Here is a 17,446-nt window from a genome sequence, read left to right as displayed (position 1 = left end):
CCGCCATGCGCAGGGCCTATCTGCACCTCACCCGCTTCCCGGTGCAGCGCCGGGTGGTGGAGTCCCCGGAGCTGGCGGGGCGTCCCTTCGTGCTGGTGGAGGCGGTGCGCGGCCAGCGGCGGGTGGCGTTCGCCTCCACCTCGGCGCTGAAGGCCGGTGTCCGCCCGGGGATGACGCTGACGGCGGCCACCGCGCTGGAGCCGGTGCTGCGGCACTTCGACCATCGCCCGGAGGAGGAGCTGCGCGCGCTGACGGCGCTGGGCGAGGCGCTGCTGCCGCTGGCCCCGGGCTTCCAGCTCTGCGCGCCGGACGGGCTGTGGCTGGACGCGGGAGCCGCGCACCTCTGTGGGGGCGAGGAGGCGCTGGGGACGCGCATGCTGGCGCTGTGCTCCGAGCTGGGCTACCGGGCGCACGTGGTGGTGGCCTCGGAGGCGTTCACCGCGCGCGCGGTGGCGCGGCATGGCGCGCGCCGGGTGGAGGTGGTGGCGCCGGGGGAGAGCGCCCGGGCGCTGGCGCCGTTGCCGCTGTCCGCGCTGGAGGGCCGTGACGGAGCGGCGTTCGCCGCGCTGGGGCTCACCACGCTGGGAGAGGTGGCGGCGCTGCCCGCGGGGGCCGTGGCGGCGCGGGCGGGGGCCGCCGGCGCGCGGATCCACGCGCGGTGCCGGGGCGAGGACGACACGCCCTTCGTGCCCGCGGTGCTGGAGGCGGTGCTGGAGGAGCGTGTGGTGCTGGACTTCCCCGCCGAGTCCTTCGAGCCGCTGCGCTTCGCGCTCAAGACGCTGATGGACCGGCTGGGGGCGCGGCTGTCCGGGCGGGGCCGCGCGGCGGTGCGGCTCACCTTCACGTTGAAGCTGGACCCCACGGGCCACCGGAGCGTGACGCTGACGCTGGCGCGTCCCACCGCGAGGGCGAAGCTGCTGCATGAGCTGGCGCGGCACCGGCTGGAGGAGCTGCGGCTGGAGAACCCGGTGGCGGAGGTGTCCGCGCGGGTGGACGAGCACTCCGAGGACGCGGGACAGCAGCTCGCGCTGGGGGACACGCCGGAGGGCGACGCGGCGCTGGAGGTGGTGCTGTCCCGGCTGGCGACGACGCTGGGGGAGGAGTCCCTCTTCGCGGCGGGGCTGGAGGCGGTCCACCGGCCCGAGGCGGCCCATGGCGCGCGGGCCTTCCGGCCCCCCGAGGCCCGGCGGGGCCTGTCCGAGGACCTGCTGGCGCCCGGCGCACGGGAGGCGCCCGTGGCGGCGGCCCTGCGGGAGCGGCCCTCCCGGTTGCTGGCGGAGCCGGCGTGCCTGGACGCGGAGGTGGCGGCGTCCGGCCAGCTGCTGGCCGCGCGCATGGGGGGGCGGCGGCACCGGGTGACGGCGGTGGCGGGGCCGGAGCGGCTGGGTGGGGAGTGGTGGTCCGAAACGCCCTTCCAGCGGGACTACTACCGCGTTCACTTCGAGGGGTTGGGCCCGGCCTGGGTGTTCCGCGACGGACGGGATGGACGCTTCTACCTCCAGGGACTGTTCGACTGAGGCCCGGAGGCCCAGCATAGTGGCCCCGTACCCGTCTCCCAGGTTCCCCGCCATGCGTGTCCTCCGTCCCGCCGCCGTCCTGCTCTGCCTCCTGCTCGCCTCGTGCGCCGCGCGCCAGGTCCGCCCGCCGGGGGCCCTGCGCAAGGTGGTGGTGGTGGTGGGCTCCCGGGTGGACTCGCTGCCGACCTACACGTACCGGCAGGACATGCTGGGGGAGGGCAACCCGCGCTCGGTGCTCGTCAGCCAGGCGCAGGCCACCCTGCGCGAGCGCGGCTTCGAGGTGGTGGGGACGCGCATCTCCCCGTCACCGTCGCCCACCGTCGACGAGGTGGTGGCGATGATCCACGACAACGAAGCCGAGGCCGGGGTGGTGGTGGTGCTCAACTGGGTGGACGTGACGTCCGCGCAGCTCATGGGGCGCACGGAGGTGCTGCTGGAGACGGGCGTCATCGGGCCCAACGGCAGGCTCCGGTGGAGCAACCCCACGCGCAGCGTCTCCATGATCGGCGTCTACCAGGCGCAGACGGACTTCCGTTCCTACCTGCGCAAGGCGGTGGTGGAGGCCATCCAGGCCATCCCGTGAGCCGCGCCGGAGGCGGGCGGGCTCAGGGCGCCTTCTTCGGGCTGGCCAGGCGCAGGTGCTCGTAGACCGTCTCGGCGCGCAGGTAGAGGAACTGGGCGTCGCCGAAGGCCAGGGTGTCTCCGTCCTGGAGCTGCACCTGGGCGCGGTAGCCCAGCGGGGCGCCGTTGATGAAGGTGCCGTTCATGGACTCGGCGTCGCGGACGGAGAAGCCGCCGCGGGCGGCGTTCCAGCGCAGGGTGGCGTGGTGCTGGGACACGGACGGGTCGGGCACCACCAGGTCGCACGCCTCGGTGCGTCCGACGGTCAGCTCCTCGCCGTCCACGGTGGGCTGGAGGAAGTGGACCTCCAGGCTGTCGAAGTCGCGGAGCATGGCGAGCAGCCGCTCGTCCATGTGCGCGCGGTGGGCCATGCCGACGGTGCGCGACGCCAGGTTGCCAGCGCCCTGGGCGACGAGCTCCACGGGCTGCTGGATGAGGGCGACCGGTCCGGACGCGGCCCGGAACGCGTCCAGCGAGGCACTCGCGAAGGGGCGGAGCTGATTCACGGACACCATGAGGCCCTCCACCCTACGTGCAAGTGACGGGGACGGGAAGCGCCGCGTCCAGGTCCGAGGACGTGGCGTCCTGGCGGAGGGCGTGGGAGCGTGGGGGACACATGCGGGTACTCGTCACGGGAGCTGCGGGCTTCATCGGCCATCATGTCAGCGCACGGCTGCTGGCCCGGGGGGATGCGGTCATCGGGGTGGACCATCTGGAGCCCGCCGAGGACGAGGCACTGAAGCGGGCCCGCCTGGCGCGGCTCCAGACGCTGCCGGGCGCCTCGGGCTTCCACTTCCAGCAGGTGGATGTCACTCAGGGCACCGCGCTGCGGGCCCTCTTCGAGGCGTCGCGTCCCGAGGCCGTCATCCATCTGGCGGCGCGCGTGGGCGTGCGGCCCCGGGCGGGCGTCACCGCGCAGGCCTATGTGGACAGCAACGTGTCGGGCTTCCTCCAGGTGCTGGAGCAGGCCGGCGCGACCCGGGTGCGGCACCTGGTCTACGCGTCCTCCAGCTCCGTGTACGGCGCGGGCTCGGCGCCTCCGTTCCAGGAAGGCGCGGCGGCGGACCATCCGCTCAGCGTCTACGCGGCCACCAAGCGCGCCGACGAGCTGCTCGCGCACGCGTACAGCCACCTGCACGGGCTGCCCACCAGCAGCCTGCGCTTCTTCACGGTGTACGGCCCGTGGGGGCGCCCGGACATGGCCCCGCTGCGCTTCCTCCAGGCCCTGCGCGACGGCGCCGAGCTGGCGCTGCACGGCGAGGGCCGGATGCAGCGCGACTTCACCCATGTGGAGGACGTGGCGGAGGCGGTGCTGCGCGTGCTCGACCGGCCGCCCCAGGGGGCCCCTCCGTATCGCGTTCTCAACGTGGGCCGGGGCGAGCCCGTCTCGGTCCGGGAGTTCCTGGCGGTGCTGGAGCGGCGCCTGGGGACGCCCGCGCGGGTGCGGCCCACGCCAGCGCAGCCCGGGGAGATGGACGCCACCTGGGCGGACCCGTCCGCGCTGGAGCGGGAGACGGGCTTCCGGCCTCGCATCGCCGTGGAGGAGGGGCTGGCCGGCCTCGTGGATTGGTTCCTCCAACAGTCCGGCACCGAGGGCCTCTGGCGCGCCGCGCGCAGTGGCTAGAGTGCCGCCATGGTCCTCTCTCGGTGCTTCGTGCTGGTGGTTCTCCTGGCCCTGACCGGGGCCTGTTCCGCGACGGAGGCGTGTCCCCGGGATGCGCATTCGGGCTTCGAGCCCCGGGCCCCCTTCGATGCCCGCGCGAGCGTCCGCCGCGTGGACTGTGGCTTCCTCAGCAGCGTGCAGGGGTTGGCGCTGGGGCCGGATGGGTCGACGTGGCTGCGGCGCACCGAGTTCGAGGACCGGGGCGAAGAGTCGTTCTTCGCGCCCCCGGTGAAGCGGATGACGCGGGTGGGGCCCGACGGCGAGCTGCTGGGGGAGTTCCCCATCGGAGAAGTCGTCCAGCACTTCACCGTGCACCCCAGTGGCGAACTGACGGTGATGGGCTGGGACGTGCAGGAGGACCCGCTGCGCCTGCAGGTGCGTCGGCTGCGTCCGGATGGCTCACTCCTGGCCGAGCGGGTGCTCGTCAGCGGCCTGCCTTCGGAGGAGCGCCTGTCGTATGCGGCGTACCCGGACGGCCGCGTGGAGCGGGTGACGCTGACGGCGGCGGAGCAGGGGCTGGGCGCCCTGGCCATGGTGGCCCACGGTGAGGACGCGGTGCTGCTGCTGGGGATGGACGGGCTCCGCCTCCTCCGGCTGGACGCCGCGCTGGACACGCGCTGGATGGAGGTGGTGTCGCCCTCCGTGGTGCTGCGCGCGGACACCCTGGACGAAATGCGCGCACTGGGCGCGCCGTTCAGCGGCTGGGCGCTCGGTGTCGACGCGGCGGGGGACATCCACGTGGCCAGCCCGTTCCTGGTGGCCCACCGGTCCGCCTACCAGGACGCACTGGGACGCGTGCCCGAAGGGCCGGAGGGCCGGGGCATCCTCCTCACGCGCTTCGATGGCGCGGGGACACGGCAGTCCGCGCGCACGTTGCCCGCCGCGCATGTGGAGGAAATCACCGGGCTCGCGGTGGAGGGCGCGGCGTTCGCCGTGGGCGCGAAGGCCCTCAGCCCGCTGACGGGCACCGAGGGCAAGAGCACGGACCAGGACCTCTTCTTCGCGTCGGGCCGGTGGGATCGGCCCGCGGAGGAGGTCGTGCTCCGCGCCTTCTCGCTGGAGAACGACGACCACCCCTCGGCCTTCGTGGCCTGTGGCGCCGGGCGCTATTGCTTCGCCGGGCACACGGGCTACGTGGACCTGGACACCGGCGGGCGCACCCTCACGAACGGCAAGGGCTTCCTCCTCGCGGTGGACGCGCAGGGGCAGCCGGTGGATTCGCTGCGGCTCGAGGGGCCGCGAGACACCGAGGTCGTCGCCGCGGTCTCCCGGCCCGACGGCTCCCTCGTCTTCGCCTTCGCCACCGATCAGGCGCCCAACCCGGCCCGCGTCTCGAACGGACAGAAGAACAACGAGACGTGGCTGGGCGTCCTCGCGCCCGCGCCCTGACGGTGCGGTGGCGCGGCGGCGCCCCATGGTCGTCGCCGCCGCGCGGAGCCGCCCTCGCGGACGACGGCTCCGGTCCTCCGCCGCGGCGCCTATGCGGACGTCACCGTGACCTGCCCGTGCTCCACGCGCCAGACCTCGGACGTGCAGGCCTGGGCGAAGGCGGCGTCATGGGTGACGAGCAGCAGCGCGCCCGGGTACTCGCGCAGCGCTGCCTCCAGCCGCTCGATGGAGGGCAGGTCCAGGTGGTTGGTGGGCTCGTCCAGCACCAGGGCCCAGGCGTGTTGTCCCAGGCCTCGTGCGATGAGCAGCTTGCGGACCTCGCCCGGGGAGGGTCGCTCGGAGGCGAGCAGCCGCTCCGGGTCCACGCCGAGCGCCGCGACGAGAGACAGCACGCGGCCCCGTTCCTCGGGAGGCAGCTCGCGCACCGCGTCCAGTGTGGTCCGGGCCTCCTCCGCGCTGACGTCCTGCGGCAGGTACAGCACCCGCTCCCGGGGAACCCGCGCGTGCTCCAGCAGCGCGCGCACCAGGGTGCTCTTGCCCGCGCCGTTGGGCCCCTCGATGCGCACGCGCGCGTCGCGGCTCACGGAGAGGTTCACCGGCCCGAGCAGCGCCACGTCCCCCGCGTGGAGGCTGGGGACGTCCAGCGTGAAGAGCCACGGGTTGGGTGAGCGCACGTAGTCGAGGAAGACGGAGCGGCCCACCGTCTTGTCCGCGGTGAAGGTGCCCACGGCTTCGCTGGCGCGCTCCAGCTCGCGCCGGGCGACGCCCACGCGCCGTCCGGCCCCTGCCTCGGCCCAGCCGGCAACCACCTTGGCGCCCATGGAGCGCGCGTCATTGTCGTGCTTGTTCTTCAGGCGCTTGCGGGTGTGCCGCGCGGCATCCGCGGACTGCTGTTCACGCCGGGCCTGGTCCAGCAGCTGCGCCGCGCGGCGTTGCTCGGCGCGGGCCTGCTGGTAGGAGGCCAGCTCGGCCTCGCGCTCGGCTTCCCAGTGTGACCGGGCGGCGGTGTAGGCGCCGGGCCACAGCCGCGCGCTCCCATTGTGGACGCGCAGCGTGGCGGTGGTGAGGGACTCCAGCAGCTCACGGTCGTGGGACACCACGATGCCCAGGCCCCGGAAGCGGCGCAGCGCGGAGACGAGCCACGTGCGCGCCTCCGCGTCCAGGTGGTTGGTGGGCTCGTCCAGCAGCAGCAGGTGCGGCTCCGCGGCGAGCGCCGCGCCCACCTGCCACCGCTTGCGCTCGCCGGGGGACAGCGTGGACCAGCGCTCCAGCGCGGTGACGTCCAGGCCCAGCTGGCCGTGCAGCCGCCGCGCGACGGAGTCCCACGCCTCGGCGAAGGCGGAGATGTCCGGCGTCAGCGCCTCCACCTCCTGACGGCACAGGCGCAGGGTGGGGGCCGCGGGCTCGAACTGGAGGTGCCCCTCGGTGGGTGTCAGCTCGCCCGCGAGCAATCGGAGGAGGGTGGACTTGCCGGCGCCGTTGGCGCCCACGAGCCCCGTCCAGCCAGGGGGCAGGTGGAAGTCGACATCGGAGAGGACGGGAACGGCGTCAGAAAAGGCGAACGAAACGCGGTGCGCGCGCACGGAAGGCATATGAGGAGACTCCTGAATCCAGGGCGCAAGCCAGCCCGAAGGCGGCTCAGCGCGGGAACGTCAACGGACCTGGGGATTCAGCGAAGCGTCCTCAAGGGTGCGTCTGACCTCTCGTTGGGAGGGGGCGTCAATCCCTCCTGGGGATGGCTGCAATCTATGTCCAGACGCGCGCCGAAATGCAACCCCTGCCTTCATGAGGGCAGGAGGCGCTGCTCCGGCAGCGCGTCCGACTGTTCCACATCAACCTGCAGCGGGCGCCACGAAGCTCCCCATCCGGCGGGAGAGCCGCCACGCGCCGATGGACGCCATCAGGGCGCCCAGCATGGCGAGCAGCAGGGCGAGCGCCACGTTGTGCAGTGCCTCGAAGGCGCCGATAAAGAGGATGCGCGGGCCCTGGTCCCACAGCGGGCCGCTATAGGCGTGCAAGAGGGAGAGGATGCCGGTGGCGAAGCCGAGCGTGCCGGCAATCAAGGTGCACAGCCCGAGCGACAGCATCAGCGGCACGTAGCGTGGCTCGGGCCGGCGCGCGTACTGGACGCAGGTGGCGATGAGCGCGAGTCCCGCGAGCAACGTGGGGTACATCCCCCAGCCTCCTGCGACGAAAGCGTCCTGCATGGTTCCCTCCGGGTGGTGTGTCCGGAGGCTCGGACAGCCGGGCGCGCGGAAGGTTCCCGCGAAGCGGCGGCGCGTGCGGTGTATAGGGAACGCGCGCCGTTCCCCCGCCCCCTGGAGACGCAATGGACCGGATTCTCCGCCTCTTCGGGCTCATGGACTCCCTGCGCCGGCATCGCGGCCCCGTGACGGCGCAGGTGCTCGCGGAGGAACATCAGGTCTCCGTCCGGACCGTCTATCGCGACGTCCAGATGCTCCAGGCGCTCGGGGCACCCATTGGCGGTGAAGCGGGCCTGGGCTACGTGCTCCTCCCTGGCTTCTTCCTGCCTCCGCTGATGTTCTCCATGGAGGAACTGGAGGCGGTCGTCCTGGGGGCGCGCTGGGTCGAGCAGCTGCCGGACGCGGAGCTGGCGGCGTCCGCCACGAATGCCCTGGCCAAGCTGAGCGCGGCGATTCCGAAGGGGCTCGCGGAACGGATTGACGACACGGGGCTATGGCCCGTCGTGAACAGCGACGGTGACGGTGCGAGCCGTCCGGAGCCGCTGCTCGGGCTGGTCCGGCGCGCGATGCGCGAGGAGCGGGGCCTCTTCATCCGCTACCAGAACCAGGCTGGCACGGTGTCGGAGCGCATCGTCCTGCCGGTGCAGCTCGCCTACTTCGAGGCCCGGCAGGTCTTCGCGGCCTGGTGCTGCAAGCGGGACGCGTTCGCCCGTTTCCGGCTGGACCGGGTGCTGCATGCGGAGCTCTCCGAGCAGCGTTTCCACAAGCCGCGCGTCGAGCTCGCGCGGGAATGGTTCCAGGCGTTCGAGGTGGAGCTCGCGAAGGGGCCGACCGACGGGGACATGCCCTGAAGCCGGCAGGGTGCGGCTGCTGACACGTTCTGTCACGGCGCGGCGGTATCCGGGCTTCCGTGCCGCCCCTCCAGGCGGCGTTCTTTCGACCCGGAGCCTCTGATGAACGCGCCTCTTGGAAAGACCTCCCGCCCGCTCGGTACCCTCCTGATCACAGGGGCGACCGGCAAGGTGGGCCGCCACCTGGTCCAACAGCTCGCCGCCGCGGGACATCGCGTTCGCGCGCTGTCACGGCGTCCCGCCCAGGCGAACCTCCCCGCGGGCGTCGAGGTCGTTCAAGGTGACCTGGCGGACGCCACCTCGCTGACACGCGCCTTCGAAGGGGTGAGCGCCGTCCATCTGATGACCTGCGCCGGGGACGACGGTGAGTCGCTGACGAACGGGGACGCCCTCATCCGGCTCGCCGAGCAAGCCGGCGTCCGGAGGGTCACGGTCCTGGGCGGATGGGATGAGACGTCCGTCGAGAGCGCGCTTCAGAAGAGCACCCTTGGCTGGACCCGGCTGGAGCCGGTCGAGTTCATGGCGAACACGCTGGAGTGGGCGCCGAGCATCAAGGAAGGCAACGTCGTCCGTCAGCTCGCGACGTGGCCCAGCGCGGTGGTGCACGAGGCCGATATCGCGGCGGTGGCGGCGGTCGCGCTGACGCAGGATGGCCACGAGGGCAAGCGCTACCCCTTGAGCGGCCCGCAGGCGCTCACCCCGGCGGAGCGCACGGCCCTCATCGCGGCGGCGGTGGGACGTCCCATCACCTTCGAGGCGCTCAGCGAGGAGCAGGAGCGCGAGCGGCTCCGCTCCTTTGGCTATCCGGAGGACTACGTCGAGTTCGGCATCCAACTCGCCAGGAATCCCCCGGCGCAGGCGGCCCGCATCGTCCCCACGGTGGAGCAGGTGACGGGACGTGCCGCGCGGACCTTCGCGTCCTGGGCCATCGAGCATGCCAGCGCGTTTCGCGCCTAGGAGACCTTCATGAACCTGGATGCGCGTGAAGCCGCGCGGTACCGGACCGAAGGCTACCTGAAGGTTCCCCAGGTGCTCGAAGCCGCGGAGCTCGCCGAGTTCCTCGAGGAGGCAAGGGCGATGCTTCGCCGCCGGGAGACGTTCCACTGGCCCTCCGAAGCAGGGATGGTCATGGACTGGGTCGCGGGCGCGGAGCTCGAAAGCCGCCTCATGCGCCGCCTGGCGCTTCATCCCCGGGTGACGGCCATCGCGGAGCAACTGGCGGGCCGGCCGCTGCGGCTGTTCAAGTCGGAGCTGCTGCGCAAGGAACGGGTCGGCTCTGCGCCCACGCCCGTGCACGTCGACGAGGGGGCACTTCCCATTCACGGCGCTCCGGTGACGCTCACCGCCTGGGTGGCGCTGGTGGATGTCCCCGCCGCGCGAGGCTGCATGACGTTCTGGCCCGGCTCACACCAGCTGGCGCTCCCCGAGGAGCTCCAGGACCTCGCCAGCCACCCCGAGGTGGCGTTCCGGCCTCACGTCACGGTTCCGCTCCGCGCGGGGGACTGCACGTTTCACGACGCACGAACGGTGCACGCCGCCAACAAGAACGAGACCGACGAGACGCGAATCTCCCTGGCCACCGTCTACATGGATGCGGAGGCGAGCTTCGACCCTCGGAGGTTCCATGGCGAAGGGATGACGGACTCGCTGACCCGGCACCTGTCCACGCTGGAGGCGGGCCACGCGCTGTCAGGGGAGCGCTTCCCCAGGATTCGCTGAGCTGGCCACGTCCTGAGGCGCCCCGGCGAGCGCGCCTTGCTCCGCCCACGGGAGGGCTTCCACCTCCCGTGGGTGCTGCCCACGGCGGGGCTCAGTCGTCCTGCGGCTCGACTGGTGGGCGCTGGCGCCGTACGGGCACGGCGGGCGTGCCCCCGGGCAGGGTGGCGTGCTCGGGAACCACCGTGTTCCTCGCAAGGGCCTGGGCGTTCAGGCTCGCGGCGGCGCGCGCCTGCTGCTGCGTGGCGGGCGCCGGGGCGCGCTTGGGCGCGTCCTCGCTCTGGGTGAAGACCTCCTTGAGCGCGGAGATGGCGCCCAGCGTGGCGGTGGCCTCGTAGGGAACGAACATCTTGTTGTCGCCCTTGCCCAGCTCCTGGAGCGTCTCCATGTAGCGCAGCGCGAGCACCTCGGGCGTGGCGCGGCCGTTGTGGATGGCCTCGAAGAGGAGGCGGGTGGCCTCGGCCTTGCCTTCGGCTTGCAGCATGGTGGCGCGCTTCTGGCCTTCGGCGCGGGCAATCTCGGCGTCGCGCTCGGCCTCGGCGCGGAGGATGCGGGAGATCTTCTCGCCCTCGGCCTGGAGGATGGAGGCGGCCTTGTCGCCCTCGGCCTTGGTGACCTCGGCGCGGCGCTCGCGCTCGGCGGTCATCTGCTTGGCCATGGCGGCCTTGATGGCCTGGGGCGGCTCGATTTCGCGCAGCTCCACGCGCGTCACCTTGACGCCCCACTTCTCGGTGGCGTCGTCCAGCACCATGCGCAGCTTGGTGTTGACCGTCTCGCGGCTGGTGAGCGTCTGGTCCAGCGTCAGGCCGCCCATGATGTTGCGCAGGTTCGTCATCGTGAGCTGCTCGATGGCGAGCGCGAGGTTCTCCACCTGGTAGAGCGCCTTCGCGGGCTCGACGATCTGGTAGTAGATGACCGAGCCGACCTCCATGTTGACGTTGTCGTGGGTGATGACCTGGACGGTGTCGAAGCCCATGACCTGCTCACGCAGGTCCACCAGGTTGCTGCGCATGTAGCGGTTGCCCGTGCGCATCTCGATGGCGCGGGGCGAGTCCACGAAGGGAATCAGGAAGTTGAGCCCGCTGCTGGCCACGTTGTGGAACTTGCCCAGCCGCTCGACCACCATCACCTTGGCTTGCGGAACGATGCGGATGCCGGTGGCGGCGATGCCCACCAGGATGACCGCGATGATTCCAAGTACCGTCAAGAAGTCCATGCCGCCTACTCCTTCTTTGGATTCCCCACGGGAACCGGCAACGACGCCGTCGGTCGGCGCACCCAGAGTTTGAGACCTTCGACCTGCTCCACCGTGACGCGCTCACCCTCGGGCACCGGCCCCGACAGCGATCGGGCCGTCCACAGTTCGCCGTTGATGCGCACCGTGCCCCCGTGCGGGTCGCTCAGCGACTCCACCACCACCGCCTCCTGACCCATCATGGCCTCGATGCCTGTCTTCAAATGCGTGGCATCGCGCATGAAAACGTTTTTGAAGAGGGTGCGCGAGGCGGCGAAGAGGACGCCCGAGACGGAGGCGAACAGGAAGAGCTGTCCGTTGAGCCCCAGACCCAGGGCCGCGCCGAGCGAGGAGGCCAGCGCTCCCACGGCGAACCAGAGGACCATGAAGCTGGTGAGCTGGAGCTCCAGCGCGCCCAGGAGGAGCGCCGCGACCAGCCAGAGCTGCCACGCGGTGGGAGTGAAGTCCATGCCATCCTGTTTGGCAGTCGCGTCGGCGTCCTGTCAAACGCACGGCGGCGCGAGCGCGATGCCGATGATGCCCAGCCCTGTCGGCGGGGCGGCCGCGGCGCCTGGCTTTGTCCGGGCGCCACGGCCACCGCTCGATGACCGCGACGGAAGGACAGCCGCTCAGCTCTCCGAGGTCTGTTCGGAGGCGTGGCAGGTCAGGTCCAGGTCCTCGGCCTGAGCAGCCTGTTCGGCGGAGGCGACCGACGCCTCGCCCTCATCCGAGGTGATGCCTCCGTAGGTCTCGCACCACGCATCGCAGGTCGTGATGATGGTTCCCCAGTCGGTGCAGACCTGGGCGGATTTCAGGGGGCACGCACAGATGTCGGAGCAATACGGGGGCAGGGCACCGGCCGTGACGGGGAAGAGGGCCAGGGTGGCGACGACGGCGGCAACGGACTTCGCGTGCTGGAACATGAATGCCTCCGGACAGGTGGGTAAAGCAGGCTTAGCTTGCTAGGTTTGAGGCTGTCCCACAGGGAGGGGGGCCCTCCGGACTGTCCGGCACGTGGCAGTCCATGGCCCCGACGACGGATCGCCCTCATCCGCGTCAACCCATGAAGTCGCCTGCTTGCTTGGCGCAGATCCAATCTAGCGCCTGAACGCCCGGTCAGTATCTAGATCCGGGCGTGGATTACGCCGAGCTGGTGTGTCGCTCCAACTTCTCGTTCCTTCGCGGGGCTTCGCATCCGGAAGAGCTGGTGGCCACGGCCGCGAGGCTCGGTCTGGGCGCGCTCGCGCTGACGGACGCGGACGGGCTGTACGGCGTGGTGAAGGCGCACCTGGCGGCGAAGGAGCATGGGGTACGGCTCATCCTGGGCGCCGAGCTGACGCTGGAGGATGGCCCGCCGGTGGTGGTGTACGCGGCGGACGGGACGGGCTACTCCAACCTGTGCGCCCTGGTGTCGCAGAGCCGGATGACGCACCCCAAGGGCGAGGCCGGGCTGCCGTGGCGGGCGGTGGCGGACCGGTCGGCGGGGCTGCTCGCGCTCCTGCCCGAGCCCGCGCCCTTCGAGCAGGTCGTCTCGCTGGCGGAGGCCTTCCCGGAGCGCTTCCACGTCGGTGTGTGCCGGACGCTGTCGGCGGGGGACTCGGAGCGCGAGGCCCGGGCGGAGCGGCTGGCGCGGGAGCTCGGGGTGCCGCTGGTCGCGCACAACGACGTGCACACGCACCACCGCCGGCGGCAGCCCTTGCAGGACGTGCTGGTGTCCATCCGCCACAGGACGTCGGTGGACCGGGCGGGGACGCGGCTGCTGCCCAACGCGGAGCGGACGCTGAAGTCGCCACGGGACATGGCGCGCCTGTTCGCGGACCGGCCGGAGGCCCTGGCGCGCGCGGCGGAGCTGGCCTCGCGCTGCCATGCCTCCCTGGACGACCTGCACTACCGCTTCCCCGAGGAAGACCTCCCGGAGGGCCGCACCGCGGACGCGCACCTCCGCGCGCTGACCTACGAGGGGCTCCAGTTCCGCTACCCGGGCGGCGTGCCCCCCGCGGTGGTGAAGCAGATCGAGCACGAGCTGAAGCTCATCGCCGCGCTGGACTTCGCGGGCTACTTCCTGGCGCTGTGGGACATCGTCCGATTCGCGCGGTCGCGGGGGATTCTCTGCCAGGGGCGGGGGAGCGCGGCGAACTCGGCGGTCTGCTACGCGCTGCAAATCACCGCCATCGACCCGGTGCGGATGGGCCTGCTGTTCGAGCGCTTCCTGAGCATGGAGCGCAAGGAGCCGCCGGACATCGACGTGGACTTCGAGCACGAGCGCCGCGAGGAGGTCCTCCAGTACGTCTACGAGAAGCACGGGCGGCAGCGCGCGGGCATGGTGTGCGAGGTCATCTGCTACCGGGGCCGGCTGGCGCTGCGCGAGACGGGCAAGGCGCTGGGGCTGTCACTGGACCAGGTGGACCGGCTGTCGAAGGTGGCCGCGTCGAACGGCTTCGACGTGACGCCGGACGTGCTGCGCGAGGCGGGCCTGTCCGCGGAGGACGGCCGCGTGCGGATGACGCTGGCGCTGGCCATGGAGCTGGAGGGCTTTCCCCGGCACCTGTCCATCCACGTGGGCGGCTTCGTGATGACGCGCGAGCCGCTGACGGAGCTGGTGCCGGTGGAGAACGCGGCGATGCCGGGCCGCACCGTCATCCAGTGGGAGAAGGACGACATCAACGCGGTGGGGCTGCTGAAGGTGGACCTGCTGGCGCTGGGGATGCTGACGGCGCTGTCGAAGTGCTTCGCGCTGATTCGCGAGCACCACGGGCGGGAGCTGTCCCTGGCGACGGTGCCCGCAGAGGACCCGAAGGTCTATGACATGCTGTGCAATGCGGACACGGTGGGCGTGTTCCAGATCGAGAGCCGGGCGCAGATGAACATGCTGCCCCGGCTGCGGCCCCGGACGTTCTACGACCTGGTGGTGGAGATTGCCCTCATCCGGCCGGGGCCCATCGTCGGGAACATGGTGCACCCCTTCCTGCGTCGCAGGCACGGCCGGGAGAAGGTGGAATACCCGAGCGAGGCGGTGCGGGAGATTCTCGGCAAGACGCTGGGGGTGCCGCTCTTCCAGGAGCAGGCGATGAAGCTGGCCATGGTGGCGGCGGGCTTCACCGCGGGCGAGGCGGACGGGCTGCGGCGGGTGCTGAGCCACAAGCGCGCCGAGTCCATGCTGCTGCAATACCGGGGACGCTTCGTGGATGGCTGCGTGTCGCGGGGCTACTCGCGCAAGCAGGCGGAGGAGTGGTTCGACAACTTCCGGGGCTTCGCGCACTACGGCTTCCCGGAGAGCCACTCGGCGAGCTTCGCGTTGATTGCGTATGCGTCCAGCTGGCTGAAGTGCCACTACCCGGCGGCGTTCACGGCGGCGCTGTTGAACTCGCAGCCCATGGGCTTCTACGCGCCGCACACGCTGGTGGCGGACGCGCAGCGGCACGGCGTGGAGGTGCGGCCGGTGGACGTGCGCCACTCGAGCTGGGACTGCACGCTGGAGGAGGGCGGGGCGGCGCTGCGGTTGGGCTTGCGGATGGTGAAGGGGCTGGGCGTGTCCGCGGGGCAGCGCGTGGCGGCCGCGCGGGGCGAGGGCTACCGTGATGTGGGCGACCTGGCGAGGCGGGCGCGGGTGCCTCGGCACGAGCTGACGCGGCTGGCGCTGGCGGGCGCGCTGGCGTCGCTGTGTGGCTCCCGACGCCAGGCGCTGTGGGAGCTCCAGGCGCTGGGGCCGCTGGACGCGGATGACCTGTTCTTCGGCATGGCCATGGACGGCACGGCGGTGGAGCTGCCCGCCATGGACGTGCTGGAGCGCGTCTGCGCGGACTACGACACGGTGGGCCTGTCGCTGGAGAAGCACCCGCTGGAGCTGCTGCGCCCGGAGCTGAAGAAGCTGGGCGCGGTGACGGCGGAGGGCCTGAAGAAGGTGGCCCACGGGCGGAAGGTGTCCGTGGGGGGCATGCTCATCTGCCGCCAGCGGCCGCCCACGGCCAAGGGCATCTGCTTCATCTCCCTGGAGGACGAGACAGGCATCGCGAACCTGGTGGTGCCACCGGACGTGTACGAGCGGTGCCGGAAGGACATCCATGGCGCGCTCTTCCTGTTGGGCGAGGGCGTCCTGGAGCGCTCGGGCAAGGTGACGAACGTGAAGTCCTTCCGTGTGGCATCACTGCCCGGGCGGCGGGGTACGATGGCCAAGGCATGACTGTGGAATGCCAGGACACCGCGGAGCCCGCGTCCGAATGGAGCGATGGGATGCTTCCCTATGCGCCCCTCTCGACACTCAAGCCGCTGGCTGATGCTATCTGGTGGGTGGACGGGCCGGTGGCGAGGATGCGCGTGGGGCCGGTCTCTCTTCCGTTTCCGACGCGCATGGCCGTTGTCCGGCTGAGCTCAGGGGGCTTGTGGCTCTGGTCGCCCACGGCGCCGACGCCCGAGCTGTTCGCGCAGGTCGATGTGCTCGGCCCGGTCGAGCATCTCGTCTCGCCGAACCGCTTCCACTACGCGGGCATCCCCGCCTGGAAGGCGCGCTATCCGCGTGCGACCGCCTGGGCATCTCCGGGCGTTCGTGAGCGCGCGCGCTCCCAGAACATCGATGTCGCGTTCGACGCCGACCTCGGTGACGCCGCGCCCGCGGCCTGGGCGAAGGACCTGGGGCAGCTCATCTTCCGGGGCAGCCGTTTCGTGGAAGAGGTCGTGTTCTTCCACGGTGCGTCCTCGACCCTGTTGCTGGCGGACATGGTCATGGCGCTGGAGCCCGAGCGCATCCGGCCCCGCCTGAGATGGGTGCTCTCACTGGGCGGGACGATGTGGCCGGGGCAGACGCCACGCGAGGTGCGGGTGACGTCCTGGGGGCGGACGGCCCAGGCGCGCGCCAGCTACCAGCAGATGCTCGCGTGGCACCCCCGCAGGGTGCTCCTCGGACATGGCCGCAGCTATTTCGATGAGGGCGCTGCCCGACTCGAACGCGCGTTCGCCTGGCTGCGATCTGGGACTCGATGAAGACGAGTACCGCGTTGCGGGCATTGAGTGAGCCCACCGGCGCGAGACCGCGACGTATGCTCGGCGCGCCAAGACATGGGTGGGCATGCAGGAGAGTCATCGTGAATGTGTTGAGCTTGAGTGTCGAACGGCTGACCGATGGGCGGTGGGTGGACAAGGAGGGCATCCGCTTTTCGGAGAGCGCGCTTATCAAGGTGTCTATTGATGGTGAGGATATTGAGCAGATTGAGGCATTTCGGGACTCGCTCGTTGTGTTTGAGGAGCTTGAGAAGAGTGCCGGTGCCTCCGGTAATTACCTGATCTTTACGTGTGCGTGTGGAATGGCGGAGGACGGCGGCTGGGAGGGGGTTAAGGTGGTGGTGGAGGAGTCGACGCTGAGCTGGAGTGTGGATGTGGGGCCGGCGCCGGTTCACTTCGTTTTTGAGCGAAGCAACTACGTGGCGGAGATTGAGTCCGTCAGGAAGATGCTTGAGGTTGAACCCCTCCCCTTGGAGCCACGCGCAGTGGGCTTCCCAATGAACTTCAAGAGATAGGTGCACGATGCTGCCGCGGCTCGCAGGCGACTTGGGAACGCCATACGGTCCTGCATGAGGGCTCCCGGAGCGCTGATTGGGTACAAATAGCCCCAGCTACGTCGAGCGTGGTGGAGTGGTGAGCTTCGGTTTATCTCCAAGGAAGAGTGGAGGCTGTTTCGTGCGCCCACCAAATACCGCAAACCCTGATAACAACCCCTATGGTGAACTTCGTGCGAGAGCAAATGCCGAGATGTGATGCAAGCAGAATGATTTCGCAGGCTCGCGAAATGCTGTGTGAATCTGCCGAACTCCAGGAGTTGATGAGTAACTGGAACGCAAGCACTGTATATGAGGCGCTCCAGCACGCTTATGGTGGAGTGACGAATGGATTCTTGTCGGAGGTCTGCGCCGCAATCTCGGGTAGGCTCGTTGAAGTGGTGGGCGAAGCAGAAGAGCGATTCCCGTGTCCCTGCTGTGGCCGCCGGACGCTGACGGAATTGCACGATGCGAGAGCGGGCACGGGATACGACATCTGCGATCACTGCTGATGGGAAGACGCATGCAGATGCGGGCAGCAGCGTCAACCGAGGAACGATGGCCCAACATCGTGCGCGCATTCGCGAGGAACCCAACTACTTCTTTCGAGAGAAGTGGCGTAGGTGACGCAAAGCTGATTTATCTTGTTGTCGCGAGCTGATGCAGTTGCTGTTAGGCATGGGGTGTCTTCGATTGCCTTTTAAAGCCCGCGTGGGCGAAAAT

16 protein-coding genes are annotated in these 17,446 nt (G+C 70.6%); 10 read left to right on the top strand and 6 right to left on the bottom strand.

Annotated features, from left to right (window positions below; translation table 11 throughout):
* The first annotated feature begins 5 nt into the window (after positions 1–5).
* The gene (locus tag VZL07_RS35625; protein WP_426752400.1) at positions 6–1,517 is read left to right on the top strand and encodes a DNA polymerase Y family protein; all 1,512 of its coding nucleotides are present in this window, start codon (positions 6–8) and stop codon (positions 1,515–1,517) included.
* A gap of 52 nt (positions 1,518–1,569) precedes the next feature.
* Positions 1,570–2,100 carry a hypothetical protein gene (locus VZL07_RS35620; protein WP_426752399.1) on the top strand — a complete coding sequence of 177 codons (531 nt, stop codon included), beginning with the start codon at positions 1,570–1,572 and terminating at the stop codon, positions 2,098–2,100.
* 22 nt (positions 2,101–2,122) lie between these two features.
* Here the strand turns inward: VZL07_RS35620 and VZL07_RS35615 are convergent, their stop codons facing one another.
* Positions 2,123–2,653, bottom strand: coding sequence for an FHA domain-containing protein (locus tag VZL07_RS35615; protein WP_426752398.1), 531 nt, complete (start codon positions 2,651–2,653; stop codon positions 2,123–2,125).
* Between the two features lie 101 nt (positions 2,654–2,754).
* Here VZL07_RS35615 and VZL07_RS35610 point away from each other — a divergent pair, with 101 nt between their 5' ends.
* Positions 2,755–3,762 carry an NAD-dependent epimerase/dehydratase family protein gene (locus VZL07_RS35610; protein ID WP_426752397.1) on the top strand — a complete coding sequence of 336 codons (1,008 nt, stop codon included), beginning with the start codon at positions 2,755–2,757 and terminating at the stop codon, positions 3,760–3,762.
* A 9-nt stretch (positions 3,763–3,771) separates the two neighbouring features.
* Positions 3,772–5,190 (top strand): hypothetical protein, encoded by a 1,419-nt coding sequence (locus VZL07_RS35605; protein WP_426752396.1) that lies wholly within the window; start codon positions 3,772–3,774, stop codon positions 5,188–5,190.
* 89 nt (positions 5,191–5,279) lie between these two features.
* Here the strand turns inward: VZL07_RS35605 and VZL07_RS35600 are convergent, their stop codons facing one another.
* Positions 5,280–6,782, bottom strand: a complete 1,503-nt coding sequence (locus VZL07_RS35600; protein WP_426752395.1) for an ATP-binding cassette domain-containing protein — start codon at positions 6,780–6,782, stop codon at positions 5,280–5,282.
* A 240-nt stretch (positions 6,783–7,022) separates the two neighbouring features.
* Positions 7,023–7,397: a hypothetical protein gene (locus VZL07_RS35595; protein WP_426752394.1), complete on the bottom strand. Its 375-nt coding sequence runs from the start codon at positions 7,395–7,397 to the stop codon at positions 7,023–7,025.
* A 122-nt stretch (positions 7,398–7,519) separates the two neighbouring features.
* Here VZL07_RS35595 and VZL07_RS35590 point away from each other — a divergent pair, with 122 nt between their 5' ends.
* The 3 genes from VZL07_RS35590 to VZL07_RS35580 all read left to right on the top strand — a co-directional run bounded on the left by VZL07_RS35590 (position 7,520) and on the right by VZL07_RS35580 (position 9,964).
* Positions 7,520–8,245, top strand: a complete 726-nt coding sequence (locus tag VZL07_RS35590; RefSeq protein ID WP_426752393.1) for a helix-turn-helix transcriptional regulator — start codon at positions 7,520–7,522, stop codon at positions 8,243–8,245.
* A gap of 102 nt (positions 8,246–8,347) precedes the next feature.
* On the top strand, positions 8,348–9,202 hold the full coding sequence (locus tag VZL07_RS35585; RefSeq protein WP_426752392.1) for an NAD(P)H-binding protein: 855 nt from the start codon (positions 8,348–8,350) through the stop codon (positions 9,200–9,202).
* Between the two features lie 9 nt (positions 9,203–9,211).
* Complete coding sequence (locus tag VZL07_RS35580; RefSeq protein WP_426752391.1) at positions 9,212–9,964, top strand: phytanoyl-CoA dioxygenase family protein; 753 nt, start codon at positions 9,212–9,214, stop codon at positions 9,962–9,964.
* A 91-nt stretch (positions 9,965–10,055) separates the two neighbouring features.
* Here VZL07_RS35580 and VZL07_RS35575 read toward each other — a convergent pair whose 3' ends face one another.
* The 3 genes from VZL07_RS35575 to VZL07_RS35565 all read right to left on the bottom strand — a co-directional run bounded on the left by VZL07_RS35575 (position 10,056) and on the right by VZL07_RS35565 (position 12,118).
* Positions 10,056–11,177, bottom strand: coding sequence for an SPFH domain-containing protein (locus VZL07_RS35575; RefSeq protein ID WP_426752390.1), 1,122 nt, complete (start codon positions 11,175–11,177; stop codon positions 10,056–10,058).
* Between the two features lie 5 nt (positions 11,178–11,182).
* Positions 11,183–11,665, bottom strand: coding sequence for an NfeD family protein (locus VZL07_RS35570; protein ID WP_426752389.1), 483 nt, complete (start codon positions 11,663–11,665; stop codon positions 11,183–11,185).
* Between the two features lie 159 nt (positions 11,666–11,824).
* Positions 11,825–12,118 (bottom strand): hypothetical protein, encoded by a 294-nt coding sequence (locus VZL07_RS35565; RefSeq protein WP_426752388.1) that lies wholly within the window; start codon positions 12,116–12,118, stop codon positions 11,825–11,827.
* Between the two features lie 212 nt (positions 12,119–12,330).
* Here VZL07_RS35565 and VZL07_RS35560 point away from each other — a divergent pair, with 212 nt between their 5' ends.
* The 3 genes from VZL07_RS35560 (at position 12,331) to VZL07_RS35550 (ending at position 16,705) form a co-directional block, all read left to right on the top strand.
* The gene (locus VZL07_RS35560) at positions 12,331–15,375 is read left to right on the top strand and encodes an error-prone DNA polymerase (protein ID WP_426752387.1); all 3,045 of its coding nucleotides are present in this window, start codon (positions 12,331–12,333) and stop codon (positions 15,373–15,375) included.
* Positions 15,372–16,172: a DUF4336 domain-containing protein gene (locus VZL07_RS35555; RefSeq protein ID WP_426752386.1), complete on the top strand. Its 801-nt coding sequence runs from the start codon at positions 15,372–15,374 to the stop codon at positions 16,170–16,172. Before VZL07_RS35560 ends, VZL07_RS35555 begins: the two co-directional genes overlap by 4 nt.
* A 101-nt stretch (positions 16,173–16,273) precedes the next feature.
* Complete coding sequence (locus VZL07_RS35550; protein WP_426752385.1) at positions 16,274–16,705, top strand: hypothetical protein; 432 nt, start codon at positions 16,274–16,276, stop codon at positions 16,703–16,705.
* Positions 16,706–17,446 lie beyond the last annotated feature (741 nt).

Origin of the sequence: Pseudomyxococcus flavus (assembly GCF_050038885.1) — a bacterium.
Classification (GTDB): domain Bacteria; phylum Myxococcota; class Myxococcia; order Myxococcales; family Myxococcaceae; genus Myxococcus; species Myxococcus flavus.
The sequence above is the reverse complement of the archived record's forward strand: the minus strand, read 5'-3'. Positions and strand labels throughout refer to the sequence as shown.

Bases quoted from the DNA above. Each gene is read 5' to 3' on its own strand.
- VZL07_RS35610 (WP_426752397.1), top strand. From the start codon at position 2,755: ATGCGGGTACTCGTCACGGGAGCTGCGGGCTTCATCGGCCATCATGTC.
- VZL07_RS35555 (WP_426752386.1), top strand. From the start codon at position 15,372: ATGACTGTGGAATGCCAGGACACCGCGGAGCCCGCGTCCGAATGGAGC.
- VZL07_RS35585 (WP_426752392.1), top strand. From the start codon at position 8,348: ATGAACGCGCCTCTTGGAAAGACCTCCCGCCCGCTCGGTACCCTCCTG.
- VZL07_RS35605 (WP_426752396.1), top strand. From the start codon at position 3,772: ATGGTCCTCTCTCGGTGCTTCGTGCTGGTGGTTCTCCTGGCCCTGACC.
- VZL07_RS35565 (WP_426752388.1), bottom strand. From the start codon at position 12,118: ATGTTCCAGCACGCGAAGTCCGTTGCCGCCGTCGTCGCCACCCTGGCC.
- VZL07_RS35580 (WP_426752391.1), top strand. From the start codon at position 9,212: ATGAACCTGGATGCGCGTGAAGCCGCGCGGTACCGGACCGAAGGCTAC.
- VZL07_RS35600 (WP_426752395.1), bottom strand. From the start codon at position 6,782: ATGCCTTCCGTGCGCGCGCACCGCGTTTCGTTCGCCTTTTCTGACGCC.
- VZL07_RS35575 (WP_426752390.1), bottom strand. From the start codon at position 11,177: ATGGACTTCTTGACGGTACTTGGAATCATCGCGGTCATCCTGGTGGGC.
- VZL07_RS35625 (WP_426752400.1), top strand. From the start codon at position 6: ATGCGCAGGGCCTATCTGCACCTCACCCGCTTCCCGGTGCAGCGCCGG.
- VZL07_RS35590 (WP_426752393.1), top strand. From the start codon at position 7,520: ATGGACCGGATTCTCCGCCTCTTCGGGCTCATGGACTCCCTGCGCCGG.
- VZL07_RS35595 (WP_426752394.1), bottom strand. From the start codon at position 7,397: ATGCAGGACGCTTTCGTCGCAGGAGGCTGGGGGATGTACCCCACGTTG.
- VZL07_RS35615 (WP_426752398.1), bottom strand. From the start codon at position 2,653: ATGGTGTCCGTGAATCAGCTCCGCCCCTTCGCGAGTGCCTCGCTGGAC.
- VZL07_RS35620 (WP_426752399.1), top strand. From the start codon at position 1,570: ATGCGTGTCCTCCGTCCCGCCGCCGTCCTGCTCTGCCTCCTGCTCGCC.
- VZL07_RS35570 (WP_426752389.1), bottom strand. From the start codon at position 11,665: ATGGACTTCACTCCCACCGCGTGGCAGCTCTGGCTGGTCGCGGCGCTC.